Annotated in this window: 22 protein-coding genes and 1 pseudogene; 3 read left to right on the forward strand and 20 right to left on the reverse strand. The window is 64.1% G+C overall.

All coding sequences use genetic code 11. From position 1 onward, the window contains the following. Positions 1–69: 69 nt before the first annotated feature. From ptsP to BLR24_RS12755, 4 genes are all read right to left on the reverse strand, one after another. Positions 70–1,863: a phosphoenolpyruvate--protein phosphotransferase gene (ptsP, locus tag BLR24_RS12740; RefSeq protein ID WP_093017277.1), complete on the reverse strand. Its 1,794-nt coding sequence runs from the start codon at positions 1,861–1,863 to the stop codon at positions 70–72. Next, positions 1,860–2,129: an HPr family phosphocarrier protein gene (locus tag BLR24_RS12745; RefSeq protein WP_093017279.1), complete on the reverse strand. Its 270-nt coding sequence runs from the start codon at positions 2,127–2,129 to the stop codon at positions 1,860–1,862. The genes ptsP and BLR24_RS12745 overlap by 4 nt, the downstream gene beginning before the upstream one ends. Then, positions 2,098–2,553 carry a PTS sugar transporter subunit IIA gene (locus tag BLR24_RS12750; protein ID WP_055807946.1) on the reverse strand — a complete coding sequence of 152 codons (456 nt, stop codon included), beginning with the start codon at positions 2,551–2,553 and terminating at the stop codon, positions 2,098–2,100. Before BLR24_RS12750 ends, BLR24_RS12745 begins: the two co-directional genes overlap by 32 nt. Positions 2,554–2,778: 225 nt before the next feature. After that, on the reverse strand, positions 2,779–3,321 hold the full coding sequence (locus tag BLR24_RS12755) for a hypothetical protein (protein ID WP_093017281.1): 543 nt from the start codon (positions 3,319–3,321) through the stop codon (positions 2,779–2,781). 90 nt (positions 3,322–3,411) lie between these two features. Here BLR24_RS12755 and BLR24_RS12760 point away from each other — a divergent pair, with 90 nt between their 5' ends. Next, positions 3,412–3,909, forward strand: coding sequence for a TlpA disulfide reductase family protein (locus BLR24_RS12760; protein WP_093017283.1), 498 nt, complete (start codon positions 3,412–3,414; stop codon positions 3,907–3,909). Between the two features lie 44 nt (positions 3,910–3,953). On the opposite strand, the gene BLR24_RS12765 is transcribed toward BLR24_RS12760, so the two are convergent. After that, positions 3,954–4,400, reverse strand: coding sequence for a c-type cytochrome (locus BLR24_RS12765; RefSeq protein WP_093017285.1), 447 nt, complete (start codon positions 4,398–4,400; stop codon positions 3,954–3,956). A 156-nt stretch (positions 4,401–4,556) separates the two neighbouring features. On the opposite strand from BLR24_RS12765, the gene BLR24_RS12770 reads away from it, so the two are divergent. Then, complete coding sequence (locus tag BLR24_RS12770; protein WP_093017287.1) at positions 4,557–5,276, forward strand: cytochrome b/b6 domain-containing protein; 720 nt, start codon at positions 4,557–4,559, stop codon at positions 5,274–5,276. After that, the gene (locus BLR24_RS12775) at positions 5,273–5,860 is read left to right on the forward strand and encodes a GNAT family N-acetyltransferase (RefSeq protein WP_093017289.1); all 588 of its coding nucleotides are present in this window, start codon (positions 5,273–5,275) and stop codon (positions 5,858–5,860) included. The genes BLR24_RS12770 and BLR24_RS12775 overlap by 4 nt, the downstream gene beginning before the upstream one ends. Here the strand turns inward: BLR24_RS12775 and BLR24_RS12780 are convergent, their stop codons facing one another. From BLR24_RS12780 to tuf, 15 genes and pseudogenes are all read right to left on the reverse strand, one after another. Continuing rightward, positions 5,861–6,367: a peroxiredoxin gene (locus BLR24_RS12780; RefSeq protein ID WP_093017291.1), complete on the reverse strand. Its 507-nt coding sequence runs from the start codon at positions 6,365–6,367 to the stop codon at positions 5,861–5,863. Positions 6,368–6,461: 94 nt separating this feature from the next. Then, positions 6,462–6,731, reverse strand: coding sequence for a 30S ribosomal protein S17 (gene rpsQ / locus BLR24_RS12785; RefSeq protein WP_015867662.1), 270 nt, complete (start codon positions 6,729–6,731; stop codon positions 6,462–6,464). 9 nt (positions 6,732–6,740) lie between these two features. After that, positions 6,741–6,950 (reverse strand): 50S ribosomal protein L29, encoded by a 210-nt coding sequence (gene rpmC, locus BLR24_RS12790; RefSeq protein WP_041946241.1) that lies wholly within the window; start codon positions 6,948–6,950, stop codon positions 6,741–6,743. 55 nt (positions 6,951–7,005) lie between these two features. Then, positions 7,006–7,422, reverse strand: coding sequence for a 50S ribosomal protein L16 (gene rplP, locus BLR24_RS12795; protein ID WP_093017293.1), 417 nt, complete (start codon positions 7,420–7,422; stop codon positions 7,006–7,008). A 28-nt stretch (positions 7,423–7,450) separates the two neighbouring features. Further along, complete coding sequence (gene rpsC / locus BLR24_RS12800; protein WP_093017295.1) at positions 7,451–8,377, reverse strand: 30S ribosomal protein S3; 927 nt, start codon at positions 8,375–8,377, stop codon at positions 7,451–7,453. A gap of 17 nt (positions 8,378–8,394) precedes the next feature. Next, positions 8,395–8,727: a 50S ribosomal protein L22 gene (gene rplV / locus BLR24_RS12805; RefSeq protein WP_007838134.1), complete on the reverse strand. Its 333-nt coding sequence runs from the start codon at positions 8,725–8,727 to the stop codon at positions 8,395–8,397. Between the two features lie 9 nt (positions 8,728–8,736). After that, a complete protein-coding gene (gene rpsS, locus BLR24_RS12810) occupies positions 8,737–9,015 on the reverse strand; it encodes a 30S ribosomal protein S19 (protein ID WP_007838132.1) in 279 nt (92 codons plus the stop codon). A 10-nt stretch (positions 9,016–9,025) separates the two neighbouring features. After that, positions 9,026–9,850: a 50S ribosomal protein L2 gene (rplB, locus tag BLR24_RS12815; protein WP_055807934.1), complete on the reverse strand. Its 825-nt coding sequence runs from the start codon at positions 9,848–9,850 to the stop codon at positions 9,026–9,028. 2 nt (positions 9,851–9,852) lie between these two features. Further along, the gene (gene rplW / locus BLR24_RS12820) at positions 9,853–10,188 is read right to left on the reverse strand and encodes a 50S ribosomal protein L23 (protein ID WP_007838129.1); all 336 of its coding nucleotides are present in this window, start codon (positions 10,186–10,188) and stop codon (positions 9,853–9,855) included. Beyond that, on the reverse strand, positions 10,185–10,805 hold the full coding sequence (rplD, locus tag BLR24_RS12825) for a 50S ribosomal protein L4 (protein WP_013543942.1): 621 nt from the start codon (positions 10,803–10,805) through the stop codon (positions 10,185–10,187). Before rplD ends, rplW begins: the two co-directional genes overlap by 4 nt. After that, positions 10,805–11,485, reverse strand: coding sequence for a 50S ribosomal protein L3 (gene rplC, locus BLR24_RS12830; RefSeq protein WP_055807931.1), 681 nt, complete (start codon positions 11,483–11,485; stop codon positions 10,805–10,807). The genes rplD and rplC overlap by 1 nt, the downstream gene beginning before the upstream one ends. Positions 11,486–11,737: 252 nt before the next feature. Then, on the reverse strand, positions 11,738–12,283 hold the full coding sequence (locus BLR24_RS12835; RefSeq protein WP_093017297.1) for a hypothetical protein: 546 nt from the start codon (positions 12,281–12,283) through the stop codon (positions 11,738–11,740). A gap of 14 nt (positions 12,284–12,297) precedes the next feature. Further along, positions 12,298–13,887 carry a hypothetical protein gene (locus tag BLR24_RS12840; protein ID WP_093017299.1) on the reverse strand — a complete coding sequence of 530 codons (1,590 nt, stop codon included), beginning with the start codon at positions 13,885–13,887 and terminating at the stop codon, positions 12,298–12,300. Positions 13,888–14,041: 154 nt separating this feature from the next. Further along, on the reverse strand, positions 14,042–14,356 hold the full coding sequence (gene rpsJ / locus BLR24_RS12845) for a 30S ribosomal protein S10 (RefSeq protein ID WP_007838118.1): 315 nt from the start codon (positions 14,354–14,356) through the stop codon (positions 14,042–14,044). 21 nt (positions 14,357–14,377) lie between these two features. After that, positions 14,378–14,533: pseudogene (gene tuf, locus BLR24_RS12850) on the reverse strand (elongation factor Tu); the annotation flags it as partial.

The raw sequence follows: 14,533 nt of genomic DNA on the forward strand, positions 1-14,533 counted from the left end.
CGGTTTCGGCGTGTTTCGTTTTATGTCGATTCGCCCTGCCTTTGAGCGAATTGAGTGCGGAAGACCTAACTATCCGGCCAACGCGGCGGCGGGATCGTCCGATTCGAGCACGCTCTTGGCCCAGGCTTCGAGCTTGCCGGTGTCGGCGCGCAGCACTTCCTGCTTGACGGCGAGGATGCGCGAGGGATGCATCGAGAAGCTGCGCAGCCCCAGGCCGAGCAAGAGGCGCGTGAAGGCCACGTCGCCCGCCATTTCGCCGCACACGGCCACGCCCTTGCCCTGGCGGCGGCATTCGGCAATGGTGTCGGCCACCAGCTTCAGCACTGCAGGATGGGCGGGGTCGTAGAGATGCGCAACCGCCTCGTCGGCACGATCTATGGCCAGCGTGTACTGGATCAGGTCGTTGGTGCCGATCGACAGGAAGTCGAAGTACTTGAGGAAGGTCTTGAGCGTGAGCGCCGCGGCGGGAATCTCGATCATCGCGCCGAGCTTCACGTGGCCGTAGACGGCGCCGCGGCTGTCGAGTTCGGTGCGCGCGAAGTCGATCAGCGAGAGCGTCTGGCGGATCTCGCTGGCGTGCGCGAGCATCGGAATCAGCAGGTGGATCTCGCCATGCGCCGCCGCACGCAGGATGGCGCGCAATTGGGTGAGGAACATGGCCGGATCGGCCAGGCTCCAGCGAATGGCGCGCAGGCCCAGCGCGGGGTTCAGGTGCTCCTGCTTGCTGGCCGCCTTGCCGTCGATCGGCTTGTCGGCGCCCACGTCGATGGTGCGGATGGTGACCGGCATGCCCTGCATGCCTTCGACCGCGCGCTTGTAGGCCTGGTACTGCTCTTCCTCGTCGGGCAGCCGGGTCTGGCGCTGCGACTCGCGGCCCATGAAAAGAAACTCGCTGCGGAACAGCCCGACGCCCACGGCACCGGCCTTGACGGCGCCGACGGTGTCTTCGGGCATCTCGATGTTGGCGAGCAGCTCGACGCGCTGGCCGTCCAGCGTCACCGCGGGCTTGTGGCGCAGGCGCGCAAGCCGCCCGCGCTCGAGATCGCCCTGGCGCTGCTTGAATCCGTATTCGGCCAGGATGATGGGCGAGGGATCGACGATCACCACGCCGGCATCGCCGTCGATGATGACCCAGTCGTCCTGGCGCACCAGCTGGCTCGCGGTGCGCGCGCCCACCACGGCGGGAATGTCCATGCTGCGCGCGACGATGGCGGTGTGCGAGGTGCGCCCGCCCACGTCGGTCACGAAGCCGGCGAACACGCTCTTCTTGAACTGGAGCATGTCGGCCGGCGAAAGGTCGTGCGCAATCAGCACCAGCGGCGCGTCGATGCCCTCCCCCGCGGTAGGGTCGTCGTCGTCTTCGGAGGTGGGGCGCTTGCGGCGCGGCGGGCTGGGAGCAAGCACCGCGGCCGTGCCCTGCATGCGGTGCAGCAGCCGCTCGACCACCTGCTCGAGGTCGGCCTTGCGCTCGCGCAGGTACTCGTCCTCCATCTCGTCGAACTGGCGCGCGATGATCTCGAGCTGCGTGGTCAGCGCCCATTCGGCGTTGTAGAGGCGCTCGGTGATCCAGTGCTTCACGCCGCCGGTAAGCGCCTCGTCCTGCAGCAGCATCTGGTGCACTTCGAGCAGTGCCGCGAGTTCGTGCGGCGCATCGTTGGGCCCCATCAGCGCCACGTTGGCCTGCAACTTGGCGAGTTCGTCGGCGACGGCGTTGCGCGCCGTGCGCACGCGGTCGATCTCGGTGTCGACCTCCTCGGGCTTGATGAAGTAGTGGGCCACGTCGATGCGGCTGGACACCACCAGCACCGCGCGGCCAATGGCAATGCCACGGGCAACTGGGAGGCCGTGGACTGCGAAGGTCATTCGCCTTCGCCGAACTTGTCGTTCATGAGCCGGACGATGGCGTCCAGGGCCTCTTCCTCCTGCTCGCCGTTGGTCTCCAGCTCGACTGTGGAGCCGAGGCCTGCCGCCAGCATCATGACGCCCATGATGCTCTTGGCATTGATGCGGCGGTCGCCGCGCGATAGCCACACTTCGCAGGGAAAGCTGCCTGCGATTTTGGTGAGCTTGGCCGATGCGCGTGCATGCAGGCCCAGCTTATTGCTGATGGTCACGGATTTCTTGATCACTGTGCTTTCTCTTCGCCTGATTCTGGGGTGCCGCCACGGCCACCTGCATGACACCGGCCGTGCCGCCCGCGATGGCGCGCTGCACCAGCGTTTCGAGAGGCTCGTGGCGGTAGGTGACCGCGCGCAGCAGCATTGGCAGGTTGACGCCCGCCACCAGCCGCGAGCGGACACCGTCCACCAGCTTCTGGGCGACGTTGCAGGGCGTCGCACCGAACACATCGGCCAGCACCAGCACCTGCGAGCGCGGCGCATTGAGCTGCTGCTCCAGAGTGATTCTGGCGGCAGCCAAAGTTTCTTCGGGTGAGACGTTGGGCAGCACGTCGAGTGCAACGACGGCCTGCTCGCAGTCGGGAAACACATGCAGCGCGCACCGCCGCAGCGCCTGCGCGAACGGTGAGTGGGCGATGATGAGGATGCTGTTCATGCGGGTCGGAGGACTACGCGCCGATTATGCGGGGGCGCCCAAAGGAAGTAGATATACGACATAACGCAGCAGGCCGCCAAAATGGACAGGACCGCGCGAAACGGGCCCACGAGGCCGAGCAGAAAGCCGTCCAGGTCAGCATCCCCTCCGCGGGGCCAGCTATCAAAATAAGAGCGCGCACGAGCACTCCGAACGGCAAGCCGCAGCCCCTGGACGTCACCGGGTTCACGGGAGGCGCAGGCCTTCGAAGAAAGTCTTCGCCGCTTCGGGGGACGAAGGCCGACCGAGCACGGTGGCCTGGTAGAGCGCGACGCTGCCGTCTTTTTGGGATTGGGCGAACCAGAGCACTTGGACGGGCGCGGCGCCCTTTGGAGCCGGCTGCGCGTCGAGTCGCACTGGCGCGGGTGTCGCGGTGGCTCGCTGCAATGCGGCGGGGCCTTCGGTCAGCTGCGCGTCGCCCAACTGGTTGCGCATGGCCGCGCGCCACGCGGCGAGCCAGGCCTCGGCCTGCGCGGGGCTGCCGGCGGATGCATGGGCAACGGCGAAGGTTGCGCCCCCGGTCTCGCAACCAGCCATGTCGACCTTCACCGACTCGGCACCGAACGGCAGGGCACGGTTGGCACGGTCTGGCTTGCAAGGCAGCAGGGCGACCAGGCCCGCGTCGGCAATCGGCACCTCGCGCCAGTTGAAGGTGGGGCTGCAGGCGGCCAAGACAGCGGTGGTGGCGACGAGCAGCAGAGGCCAAGAGCGGGAAGCGGACGAAAGCATCGGAGAGCGATTATCGAGCCGCCCACGGCACGCCCCAGCACGTTCCGTCCGGCGGAACTAAAATCCCGACGCCCCTCTCTTTCAGTAGCCATGAAAAAATACATCGCCGTCGCCGCAGTCGCGCTTGCATTGGCCGCCGGCGTGGGCGTGTACCTGGGTTCGGGCGCCACGGCCGCGCCGGCGTCGACCTTCGTGCTGCTCGACGGAAGCAAGAAGAGCACGGACGACCTCAAGGGTAAGGTCACATTGGTCAACTTCTGGGCCACGAGCTGCGTGACCTGCGTGGCCGAGATGCCGAAGGTCATCGCCACCTACGACAAGTACAAGTCGAAGGGCTACGACACGCTGGCGGTGGCCATGAGCTACGACCCGCCGAGCTACGTCGTCAACTTTGCCGAAACCCGCAAGCTGCCGTTCAAGGTGGCGATCGACAACACCGGCAGCGTGGCGCAGGCCTGGGGCGACGTGAAGCTCACGCCCACCACTTACCTGGTCAACAAGAAGGGCGAGATCGTCAAACGCTACGTGGGCGAACCCGATTTCGCCGAACTCCACAAGCTGATCGAGAAATTGCTCGCCGAAGCGTGAACCAGAAGGCGCTCCACGGAGCGCCTTTTGCCTTTCTCGACGTCTTACTGGTTGCGGAAGCTGTCGTGGCAGGCCTTGCAGCTCCCTGCGGTCGAGCCGAACTGGGCCTTGAGCGCGTCGATGTTGCCCGCCTTGGCTGCGACCGCCAGCTTGCCGGTCTCGGCAATCATCTTGTCCTGGTGTTCCTTGAACTTCGCGGCTTCCTTCCAGACTTCGGGCTTGCTCTTGCCGCCCTCCGTGCCGGCAGCGAAACCGGCCCAGGGAAACTTGGCCATTTCGGCCACGATATCGGCGTTGACGATAGCCGTCGCCGCGTCGTAAGGGATGCGGCCGTTGGCCATGGCGCCGATGCGGCCGAAATGCTGGCTCATCACGAACAACGCGCTCTGGCGGTATTTGATGGCGTCCTCGGGCTTGGCGAACTGGGCTGCGGCCGGCAGGGAAATCGCGGCGCATGCAGCAGCCAGGGCGAACGAAGCAAGTCGAATCATCGGGGGTCCTTGTAGGTAGAAGGGCGCCGTCGAGAGCAGCGCCGCGCCGAGTGTAGAGGCACCGTTACAGCGCGCATAGCGACAACCCGATGCATGAAGCCGGCCGGACTTTGCTAATCTGCGCCTTCCGCAGTTTTTGCGCACCCTGCCTTCTCGATGACCGACTCCTCCGTGGCCTCCATGCCGGCCGCAGCGTCCGATCCCCCCGTCCGGGCACGTATCTGGGACCTGCCCACACGAGTTTTCCACTGGGCGCTGAGCGCCGCAGTCGTCGGCCTGATCGCCACCGGCCTCGGCGGCGTGATGGAGTGGCACTTCCGCTTGGGCTACACGGTACTCGCCTTGCTGCTGTTCCGCCTGTTCTGGGGCTTCGTGGGCGGGCGCTGGTCGCGTTTTGCCTCGTTCTTCTATGGCCCGGGCTCTGTCGTCGCGTACCTGCGCGGGCGGGCGCACCCCGACCATGTGATCGGGCATACGCCGCTCGGCGCCCTCTCGGTATTTGCCGTGCTCGCGGTGCTTGCGGTGCAGGTGGGCACGGGGCTGGTGGCGGACGACGAGGTTTCGGCCGCGGGCCCGCTGACGCGCTTCGTTTCGAGTGGCGTGGTGAGCCTTGCAACCGGTTGGCATAAATCGCAAGGCAAGACGCTCGTGATTGCGCTGGTGAGCCTGCACGTGCTGGCGGTGCTCTTTTACGTGCTGGTCAAGAGGCATCGCCTGGTGCGGCCCATGGTTTCGGGCGACAAGCTGATCACCGCGGCCGGTGCCGCAATCCAGGTAGCGCCAAGCCGCGATGACACCGCCTCGCGCGGACTTGCGCTGGTGCTGTTCGCCGTGTGCGCAGGCGTGGCGTATTGGATTGCGTCGCTGCGCGTATGAGTTCGTCGGTTTCTCGCCCCCTGCCACTGGCCGACACACCGGCCGTGGTGCTGTTGACGCCCGACGAAGCTCACGAGCTCGATGCAACGCGCGCGATCTTTCGCGACTACGCCGCTTCGCTGAGCATCGACCTGTGCTTCCAGAATTTCGACGAGGAGGTTGCCGGCCTGCCGGGCGATTACGCGGAGCCGCGCGGCGCGCTACTGCTCGCGCTGGTCGATTCGGCCCATATCAAGGAGGCCGACGGACAACAGGCGCCAACCCTCCTGCGATCCGATGGAACGCTGGCGCACGTGGCCGGCTGCTGCGCCCTCCGCCCGCTCGACACTGCCGACTACGCCAATTGCGCGGAAATGAAGCGGCTGTACGTGCGGCCGGGTTTTCGCGGGCTCGGCGTCGGCCGGCAGCTCGCCGAAGCCATCCTCGACGCCGCGCGCGGCGCGGGCTATGCCTGCGTGCTGCTCGACACGCTGGACGACATGGAATCGGCCCGCGCGCTCTATGAAGACCTGGGCTTCGAGGAAGTGCCGCCCTACTATCACAACCCGATTGCGGGCGCGCACTACCTCAAAGCGGATCTTTGATCAGCCGCGAGCTTGCGCCAGCAGCGTCTCGGCGTTGCTGACCTCGAACTTGCCCGGTGCCTCGACGTTGAGCGAGGCGACCTTGCCGTCCTTCACGAGCATCGAATAGCGATTGCTGCGCAGGCCCATGCCGCGGCCGGTCAGGTCGAGCGTGAGGCCGGTTGCCTTGGCGAAATCGGCGCTGCCGTCAGCCAGCATGCGCACCTTGGTGCCGGTCTTCTGGTCGCGCGCCCAGGCGCCCATCACGAAAGCGTCGTTCACGCTCACGCACCAGATCTCGTCCACGCCAGCGGCCTTGAAGTCGTCGAAGTGCTGCACATAGCCGGGCACATGCTTGGCCGAGCAGGTGGGCGTGAAGGCGCCGGGCAGCGCGAACAGCGCAATGGTCTTGCCGGCCGTGGCCTTGCTCACGTCCACGGCGTTCGGGCCGATGCTGCAGCCTTCGCCTTCGACCTCGGAATATTCCTGCAGGGTTGCCGAAGGAAGGGTGTCGCCGACTTTGATCATCTAGATGCTCCTGAAAAAGAAAAACGGCCCACATTGTGGGCCGTTTCCGGATGGGTTGCCTTCGAGAGGCTTCCCGAGGTCGATCAACCAGTGATCAGACCAGCACGGCCTTCTCGACCAGACGGGTCACGACCCAGTTCTTGGTCTTCGAGATCGGACGGCTTTCCGTGATTTCGATGGTGTCGCCCAGCTTGTACTCGCCCTTTTCGTCATGGGCGTGGTACTTGCTCGTCTTGGCCACGATCTTGCCGTAGAGCTCGTGCTTCACACGGCGCTCGACCAGCACGGTCACGGTCTTGGCACGCTTGTCACTGACCACCTTGCCGATCAAGGTGCGCTTGAGGGATTTTTTAGCTTCCGTCATGTTCACTCCTTACTTGGCGGCTTGGGTTTCTTGCTGCTTCTGAGCAAGAATGGTCTTGGCGCGCGCGATGTCGCGACGCGTCACGCGCAGCGTCGAGGTGTTCGACAGCTGTTGCGTGGCTTTTTGCATGCGCAGACCGAAATGGGCCTTTTGCAGTTCCTTGACTTCGGTTTGCAGCGCTGCGACGTCCTTCGTACGCAGGGTTGCAGCCTTGGTCACCTTGGCCGGAGCCGCGGTTTCTTTTTTCTTACGTGTTGCCATGGATGTTCTCCTCTCAGGCGCCGAGCTGGCGAGCGACGAACGTCGTACGCAGCGGAAGCTTGGCGGCGGCCAGGCGGAACGCTTCGCGGGCGAGTTCTTCGGGCACGCCGACGATCTCGAACACGATCTTGCCAGGCTGGATTTCAGCGACGTAGTACTCGGGGTTGCCCTTACCGTTACCCATCCGCACTTCGGCGGGCTTGGTAGAGATCGGCTTGTCCGGGAACACGCGGATCCAGATACGGCCACCGCGCTTCACGTGACGCGAAATCGCGCGGCGAGCGGCTTCGATCTGGCGCGCCGTGAGGCGGCCGCGATCGGTGCATTTGAGACCGAAGTCACCGAAGGCAACCGAGCTACCCCGGGTTGCGATGCCGGTGTTGCGGCCCTTTTGTTCCTTGCGGAACTTTCTGCGTGCAGGTTGCAGCATTTTTAATACTCCGTAGTTCTAAGACCGATCACTCGGTCTTGGCACCGTCAGCTGCTGCAGCTGGCGCGGCTTTGCGGACGCGCTTAACGGCGGGTTTCGAGTCTGCGCCCGGTGCTGCGGGAGCGGCACCAGTAGCTTCTGCGGGCTTGTCGCTGCCGTCGGCCGGGGCGGTGTTGCCACCGATCGGGCCACGGGCACCGGCGCGCGGGCCGGGACCACGACGGTCGCCACCCGGACGGTCGCCACCAGGACGGCCATCACGGCGGGGACCACGAGGACGACGCTCTTCGTCAGGACGCGGCGTTTCGACGGCCGGCAGGTCGTTACGACCCAGCGTGTCGCCCTTGTAGACCCAGACCTTGACGCCGATGACGCCGTAGGTGGTCTTGGCTTCCGAGGTGCCGTAGTCGATGTCGGCGCGCAGCGTGTGGAGGGGCACGCGACCTTCGCGATACCACTCGGTACGAGCGATTTCGATACCGTTCAGGCGGCCAGCCGACATGATCTTGATGCCTTGGGCACCCAGACGCATGGCGTTCTGCATGGCGCGCTTCATGGCGCGGCGGAACATGATCCGCTTTTCGAGCTGTTGCGTGATGCTGTCGGCGATCAGCTGGGCATCGATTTCAGGCTTGCGCACTTCTTCGATGTTCACTGCCACCGGCACGCCGAGCTGCTTGCCCAGTTCGCGCTTGAGGTTCTCGATGTCTTCGCCCTTCTTGCCGATCACGACGCCCGGACGAGCCGAGTAGATCGTGATGCGTGCGTTCTTGGCGGGACGCTCGATCATGACGCGCGACACCGAAGCGTTCTTCAGCTTCTTCTTCAGGTACTCGCGAACCTTGATGTCTTCGGCCAGCATGCCCGCGAAATCGCGGTCGCTTGCGTACCAGCGGCTGGACCAATTACGGGTAACCGCAAGGCGGAAGCCGGTCGGATGGATTTTCTGTCCCATATTTCTTCCAGGCGTTCTTAGTTGCCAACCGTCACGTACACATGGCACGTGGGCTTGCTGATGCGGTTACCGCGACCCTTGGCTCGCGCCGTGAAGCGCTTGAGCGTGGCACCTTGCTCGACGTAGATGGTCTTGACCTTCAGTTCGTCGATATCGGCGCCATCGTTGTGCTCGGCGTTGGCAATTGCCGACTCGAGCACCTTCTTGATGATCACAGCGGCCTTTTTCTGCGTGAATTGCAGAACGTTGAGCGCTTGATCAACCTTCTTGCCGCGGATCAGGTCAGCGACCAGACGGCCCTTGTCGACCGAGAGGCGGACACCGCGGAGGACTGCACGTGTTTCAGACATGGTCGTTCCTTACTTCTTCTGGACTTTCTTGTCCGCGGGGTGCCCCTTGAACGTGCGCGTGAGCGCAAATTCGCCGAGCTTGTGGCCGACCATTTGATCGGTAATGTAGACAGGCACGTGCTGCTTGCCGTTGTGCACGGCAATGGTCAGGCCGATGAACTCGGGCAGAACCATCGAGCGGCGCGACCAGGTCTTGATCGGCTTCTTGTCCTTCGTCGTCACAGCCTTGTCGGCCTTGGCCACGAGGTGATGGTCAACAAACGGACCCTTTTTGAGAGAGCGAGTCATTTGCTATCCCTTACTTCTTGCGGCGCGACACGATAAAGACCTGCGTGCGCTTGTTGTTACGGGTACGGTAGCCCTTGGTCAGGTTGCCCCATGGGTCGACAGGATGGCGGCCTTCGCCGGTCTTGCCTTCGCCACCACCGTGCGGGTGGTCGACCGGGTTCATCACCACGCCGCGAACGGTCGGGCGAATACCCATGTGACGCTTCACACCGGCCTTGCCGAGTTGGCGCAGGCTGTGCTCTTCGTTTGCGACTTCACCGATGGTGGCGCGGCATTCGATGTGGATGCGGCGCACCTCACCCGAACGCATGCGGACCTGGGCGTAGACGCCTTCGCGAGCCAGCAACGTGGCCGACGTACCAGCCGAACGTGCGATCTGCGCGCCCTTGCCGGGTTGCAGTTCGATGCAGTGGATCGTCGAGCCGACCGGAATGTTGCGGATCGGCAGCGTGTTGCCGGCGCGGATCGGGGCTTCCGAACCGCTCAGCAGCGTTGCACCGGCTTCAAGACCGCGCGGGGCGATGATGTAGCGGCGCTCGCCGTCGGCGTAGCAGACCAGAGCAATGTGGGCGGTACGGTTCGGGTCGTATTCGATGCGTTCGACCTTGGCCGGGATGCCGTCCTTGTTGCGCACGAAGTCGACAACGCGATAGTGATGCTTGTGACCACCGCCGCGATGGCGAATCGTGATGTGACCGTTGTTGTTGCGACCGGCAGCCTGGAACTGCGGCTCGAGCAACGGCGCGTGAGGGGCACCCTTGTACAGGTGGTCCCGCGAAATCTTCACCGCGCCGCGTTGGCCCGGCGAAGTGGGTTTCATCTTGATGACGGCCATGATTAAGCGCCTTCCCCGACGAGGTTGAGCTCTTGACCGGGCTTCAGGGTCACATAGGCCTTGCGAACATTGTCGCGGCGGCCGATGGACTTGCCAAAGCGCTTGGTCTTGCCCTTGGTGTTGAGCACCGACACGCCCTGGACTTCGACCTTGAACATCAGTTCGACAGCGGCCTTGATCTCGGGCTTGGTGGCGTCTTGCAGCACCTTGAAAGTGACAGCGTTCGACTTCTCGCCGACCATCGTTGCCTTTTCGGACACGATCGGGGCGACCAGCACCGCCATCAGGCGGCCTTCTTCGAACGTACGTTCAGCGGCGGTAGGGTTCACGCGGCTCATGCGAACATCTCCTTGAGCTTGTCGACGGCACCCTTGGTGACCAGCACCTTCTTGTAGTGGACCAGCGACACCGGATCGGCGTAGCGGGGTTCGACCACGAGGATGTTGACCAGATTGCGCGAGGCAAGGTACAGGTTTTCGTCGACTTCTTCGGCGATCACGAGCACGGACTCGAGATTCATTGCCTTGAAACGGGCTGCCAGCGGCTTCGTCTTGGGCGAGTCCACGGTCAGCGAATCCACCACGGCCAGACGGCCTTCGCGAGCGAGCTGCGAGAAGATGGCGGCCATGCCGGCGCGGTACATCTTCTTGTTGATCTTCTGCGAGAAGTTTTCGTCAGGCATGTTCGGGAAAATCCGGCCACCCCCGCGCCACAGCGGCGAGGACGTCATACCGGCACGGGCGCGGCCCGTTCCCTTTTGCTTGAAAGGCTTCTTGGTCGAGTGCTTGACCTGCTCGCGATCCTTCTGGGCGCGCGTGCCTTGGCGGGCGTTGGCCTGGAATGCAACGACGATCTGGTGAACCAGGTCTTCGTTGTAGTCACGGCCGAACACGGTCTCGGGGGCGTCGTACTTCGACGCGGCCTGGCCTTGTTCGTTCAGGAGTTCGAGTTGCATTACTTCGCTCCTTCAGCCGCTTGCGGCTTGGCCTTGATGGCGGGACGCACGGTGACAAAGCCACCCTTTGCGCCCGGGATCGCGCCCTTGATGAGCAACAGTTGACGCGCTTCGTCGATGCGGAACACATCGAGGTTTTGCGTGGTCTTGGTGACGTCGCCGAGGTGGCCCGTCATGCGCTTGCCGGGGAACACGCGACCGGGGTCTTGTGCCATGCCGATCGAGCCGGGAACGTTGTGCGAACGGCTGTTACCGTGCGACGCGCGTTGCGAGCTCATGTTGTGGCGCTTGATGGTGCCGGCGAAGCCCTTGCCGATCGAGGTGCCTTGCACGTCGACCTTCTGGCCCACCGAGAACACGCTGCTCGCGGCGATGACGCCGCCAGCCTTGTGCTGGTCAGCGGTGTCGGCGGTCACGCGGAATTCGCGGATGATTTCACCAGCTTCGACACCCGCCTTGGCGAGGTGGCCGGCTTGCGGCTTGGTCACGCGCGATGCTTTGCGCGAACCGAACGTCACTTGCAGTGCGACGTAGCCGTCGGTCTCTTGCGACTTGATCTGGGTCACACGGTTGTTGGACACATCCACCACCGTGACAGGAACTGCGTCCCCGTCATCGGTGAAGAGACGCATCATCCCCACCTTGCGGCCCAGCAACCCGAGGGAGTTGCTCAGACTCATTTGTTTTCTCCAAAAATGGAAGCTCCCTTCGCCGCTGCCACTTCAATTGGCGACAGCGTTTGGCCGATTCCCTGGGGGCACCCGGCCTGCGAAAGAAGGTTGATAAATCTCCGCTCCCGTGGCAACCACATGCAAGCATACGGACGCAACAAGGGCAGAGCCAGCGATTATAGCCCGCCATGCGGCCGCGGTGCAAGCAGCGTTGCAAAGCGGCCCCTGATGCGTGTTCAGCCCCGAAAAGTGCCGTTTTACCTACTTGACCGGCATCGTGATGATGCTGTCGCCGCCCGGCGTGGGCTTCATTTCACCGGTGGATTTCAGCGCCGGTGCCGCCGTGCCTGTCTGGACGGGGATGGAAATTGCGCTCGAGGCGCCGCCCTGGCTGATGAACACATTGAGGTAGGCCAGGCCTTCGCCCTCGCTCACCACGACCACGGTGGCCGTGGTTCGCTTGCCTTTTGGCAGCGTCAGCGTGTTGTTGCCTTCGAGCGTCAGTCCACGCTCGGCACTCAGGCGCACCGTGGCGCCCTCGGCCTCGGTTACGTGATCGAACTGCAGCACGATGGGCGTCGCGCGGCCTACCTGCGGCACGGCGTCGAGTCGGTATTGGAGCTTGACGCCGGAGCCTCCGGGCTTTTGCGCTGCCGTGGTCATGGGAGCGTTCCGGTGCTGAACTGCGGGCTGCCTGGGCTTGGCGCTGCGCGTCTCGGCCTCCCCGTCTGCCGCAGCCGGTACCGACAGCGTGGCCAGCGCGAGGCACGCGACGGCCAACATCGAGTTCGAGCGGCGAAAGTTCACGGCAGCCCTTCCTGTTACTGGATTGAGACGTTGAAGCATGTCTGCGCTCCGGAATTGTTGAGATCCGACACCGCAAGAACGTACTCGCCGGCCGGCAGGCTGACCGCGTTGCTTTCTCGCGCGATGAACCCGCCCCTGAAGACGTCGAAATCGGGATTGGACCCGGGGGGGCCGCCGTTGACGACGATCTGGTAGCTGCGGCTGGCAGGCGCGGTGAAGCGAAGATAGGAGAAGCTGCCCAGCTTGTTGTCGAAACCCTCGGTATTGGAGACGCACGCCTGCGTCGGTGCGCCGCCGACGGTCGCGGGCCTGTACATCGGCAGCGTGATCGGCATTCCCCCGTCATTCGTCTCCGCGCCGCCGTAGGGATCGTCGGTAACGTGGATGCTTTGAGCGGTGAGCAGGGCCGCCAGCTGTGCGGCGCTCGCCGGTGCCGTCGCGTTGAAGGCCGCCGCGAAAGGATGGATCGAGGTGACGGCCGTGCCGCTCCTGAACTGACTTCCGGTCAGCGTGTCATGGATTGGCTTGAAACCGACCTGCTGGTTGAGATTCCAGAAAATCGACTGAATCGAAGGTTCACGGTACCAGCCTGGCGTGGTTGCGGCACCGGCAGCGAGGTCGATGTTGGCGCCGGGCAATGACTGCTGCGGGCCAATTGAATCGACATAGTTCCTGCGTCCAAGTGCAATGCCCGACCATGCATTGCCCCAACCTTCAGAGAAGGCAAGCCGGCGATCGAGCCGGTCGTTCTGCCCATGCTCACCGCCTATTGAGTCGTCGCGGCTCAGGGCAGATTGGTAGTAGTGCCCCCACTCATGCGCGATCACCGAACTGTCGTATTCGTCGGTGTCCGAATCTTCCTTCCCGAGCACATAGATTTCGGCGCCACTGCTTCTGTTGACGAAGAAAGTGGTGCCGATCTGCCCCGCGGCAACGCTGCCAGTAGACGGCGCATTGTTGACGCTCCAGTACACACGCAGCAGCGGAAACGTGGTGGCCGGCGCGACCGAGGCCACCTTCTGCATCGCGGTATAGACCGTATCGAGTACGGCAAACGGCCCCGCCGCCCGATCGCCGGTGTAGCTCGATCCGCCCCAGCCCGACGGCGCGTGGATGTCGCGAACCATGGCCACCGCACCCGACGAGAAAGCGGGGGTCTGCATGCTGTACAGCGCGCCGGAGCGGGTGTTGTCGCGAACCGTGACATCCCAGCTTGCGCCCGGACCGCTGCGGGCCAGTTGGGCCTTGACGCGCACAGCGATGGCGGTGTTTGCGGGCACGGACACCGAGTAGGCGCCGTTGTCGTCGGTGGTCGTCGCCGCCAGTTGCGTGGAAGTTGCCTCATCGAGCACTTCCACTGGTGCGCCGCGCACCGGCTTGGACTCGGCGCTGGCGTAAACCAGCGCGCCATTCGGATTTGGGATGGATTCATAGGTGGCCGTGCCGCTCAGCGTCACCTGGCTCGCCGCCCCTGGCGTCACCGGCAAGAAGGGAAGGCCACCACCGCCCCCGCCTCCCCCGCCCCCACCGCCGCAACCGGCCAGAAGCGCTGCTGCCGCGATGCACGCCATCAAACCCGACGCGAAAGAGAAGCTTTGTCTCATGCTGTGCTGCCCGTGTTGTCCGCTGACCGATGCCTCTCGATGGTGGGAGAGGCCGCCGCCGGCGAGGATGCCACATCCGCGCGCCAAAAAACAAAGCCCGCCTGCATTTCTGCAGTCGGGCTTTGTCACAAGATGCGGCGCGAGGCCGCAGTACTTATTGCAGCTTGATTTCGACGTCCACACCGGCCGGCAGGTCGAGCTTCATGAGCGCGTCCACGGTCTTGTCGGTCGGGTCGACGATGTCCATCAGGCGCTGGTGCGTGCGGATCTCGAGCTGGTCGCGCGACGTCTTGTTGACGTGCGGTGAGCGCAGGATGTCGAAACGCTTCATGCGGGTCGGCAGGGGCACGGGGCCCTTGACGATCGCGCCGGTGCGCTTGGCGGTATCAACGATTTCGGCTGCCGACTGGTCGATCAGCTTGTAGTCGAACGCCTTCAGGCGGATGCGGATTTTTTGCTTGGTAGCCATGATGATTCCTTTGCGTCCGGCTTAGATGTCGAGGATCTTGGCCACGACGCCCGAACCCACGGTACGGCCGCCTTCACGGATAGCGAAGCGCAGGCCTTCTTCCATCGCGATCGGGTTGATCAGCTTCACGGTGATGCTGACGTTGTCGCCAGGCATGACCATTTCCTTGTCCTTGGG

The organism is Variovorax sp. OV700 (genome assembly GCF_900099805.1).
In the GTDB taxonomy this organism is placed as follows: Bacteria; Pseudomonadota; Gammaproteobacteria; order Burkholderiales; family Burkholderiaceae_C; genus Variovorax.

Excerpts from the sequence above, each read along its gene's own strand:
- ptsP (WP_093017277.1), bottom strand. The coding sequence starts at position 1,863 with ATGACCTTCGCAGTCCACGGCCTCCCAGTTGCCCGTGGCATTGCCATT.
- BLR24_RS12750 (WP_055807946.1), bottom strand. The coding sequence starts at position 2,553 with ATGAACAGCATCCTCATCATCGCCCACTCACCGTTCGCGCAGGCGCTG.
- BLR24_RS12755 (WP_093017281.1), bottom strand. The coding sequence starts at position 3,321 with ATGCTTTCGTCCGCTTCCCGCTCTTGGCCTCTGCTGCTCGTCGCCACC.
- BLR24_RS12760 (WP_093017283.1), top strand. The coding sequence starts at position 3,412 with ATGAAAAAATACATCGCCGTCGCCGCAGTCGCGCTTGCATTGGCCGCC.
- BLR24_RS12765 (WP_093017285.1), bottom strand. The coding sequence starts at position 4,400 with ATGATTCGACTTGCTTCGTTCGCCCTGGCTGCTGCATGCGCCGCGATT.
- BLR24_RS12770 (WP_093017287.1), top strand. The coding sequence starts at position 4,557 with ATGACCGACTCCTCCGTGGCCTCCATGCCGGCCGCAGCGTCCGATCCC.
- BLR24_RS12775 (WP_093017289.1), top strand. The coding sequence starts at position 5,273 with ATGAGTTCGTCGGTTTCTCGCCCCCTGCCACTGGCCGACACACCGGCC.
- BLR24_RS12780 (WP_093017291.1), bottom strand. The coding sequence starts at position 6,367 with ATGATCAAAGTCGGCGACACCCTTCCTTCGGCAACCCTGCAGGAATAT.
- rpsQ (WP_015867662.1), bottom strand. The coding sequence starts at position 6,731 with ATGACGGAAGCTAAAAAATCCCTCAAGCGCACCTTGATCGGCAAGGTG.
- rplP (WP_093017293.1), bottom strand. The coding sequence starts at position 7,422 with ATGCTGCAACCTGCACGCAGAAAGTTCCGCAAGGAACAAAAGGGCCGC.
- rpsC (WP_093017295.1), bottom strand. The coding sequence starts at position 8,377 with ATGGGACAGAAAATCCATCCGACCGGCTTCCGCCTTGCGGTTACCCGT.
- rplV (WP_007838134.1), bottom strand. The coding sequence starts at position 8,727 with ATGTCTGAAACACGTGCAGTCCTCCGCGGTGTCCGCCTCTCGGTCGAC.
- rpsS (WP_007838132.1), bottom strand. The coding sequence starts at position 9,015 with ATGACTCGCTCTCTCAAAAAGGGTCCGTTTGTTGACCATCACCTCGTG.
- rplB (WP_055807934.1), bottom strand. The coding sequence starts at position 9,850 with ATGGCCGTCATCAAGATGAAACCCACTTCGCCGGGCCAACGCGGCGCG.
- rplW (WP_007838129.1), bottom strand. The coding sequence starts at position 10,188 with ATGAGCCGCGTGAACCCTACCGCCGCTGAACGTACGTTCGAAGAAGGC.
- rplD (WP_013543942.1), bottom strand. The coding sequence starts at position 10,805 with ATGCAACTCGAACTCCTGAACGAACAAGGCCAGGCCGCGTCGAAGTAC.
- rplC (WP_055807931.1), bottom strand. The coding sequence starts at position 11,485 with ATGAGTCTGAGCAACTCCCTCGGGTTGCTGGGCCGCAAGGTGGGGATG.
- BLR24_RS12840 (WP_093017299.1), bottom strand. The coding sequence starts at position 13,887 with ATGAGACAAAGCTTCTCTTTCGCGTCGGGTTTGATGGCGTGCATCGCG.
- rpsJ (WP_007838118.1), bottom strand. The coding sequence starts at position 14,356 with ATGGCTACCAAGCAAAAAATCCGCATCCGCCTGAAGGCGTTCGACTAC.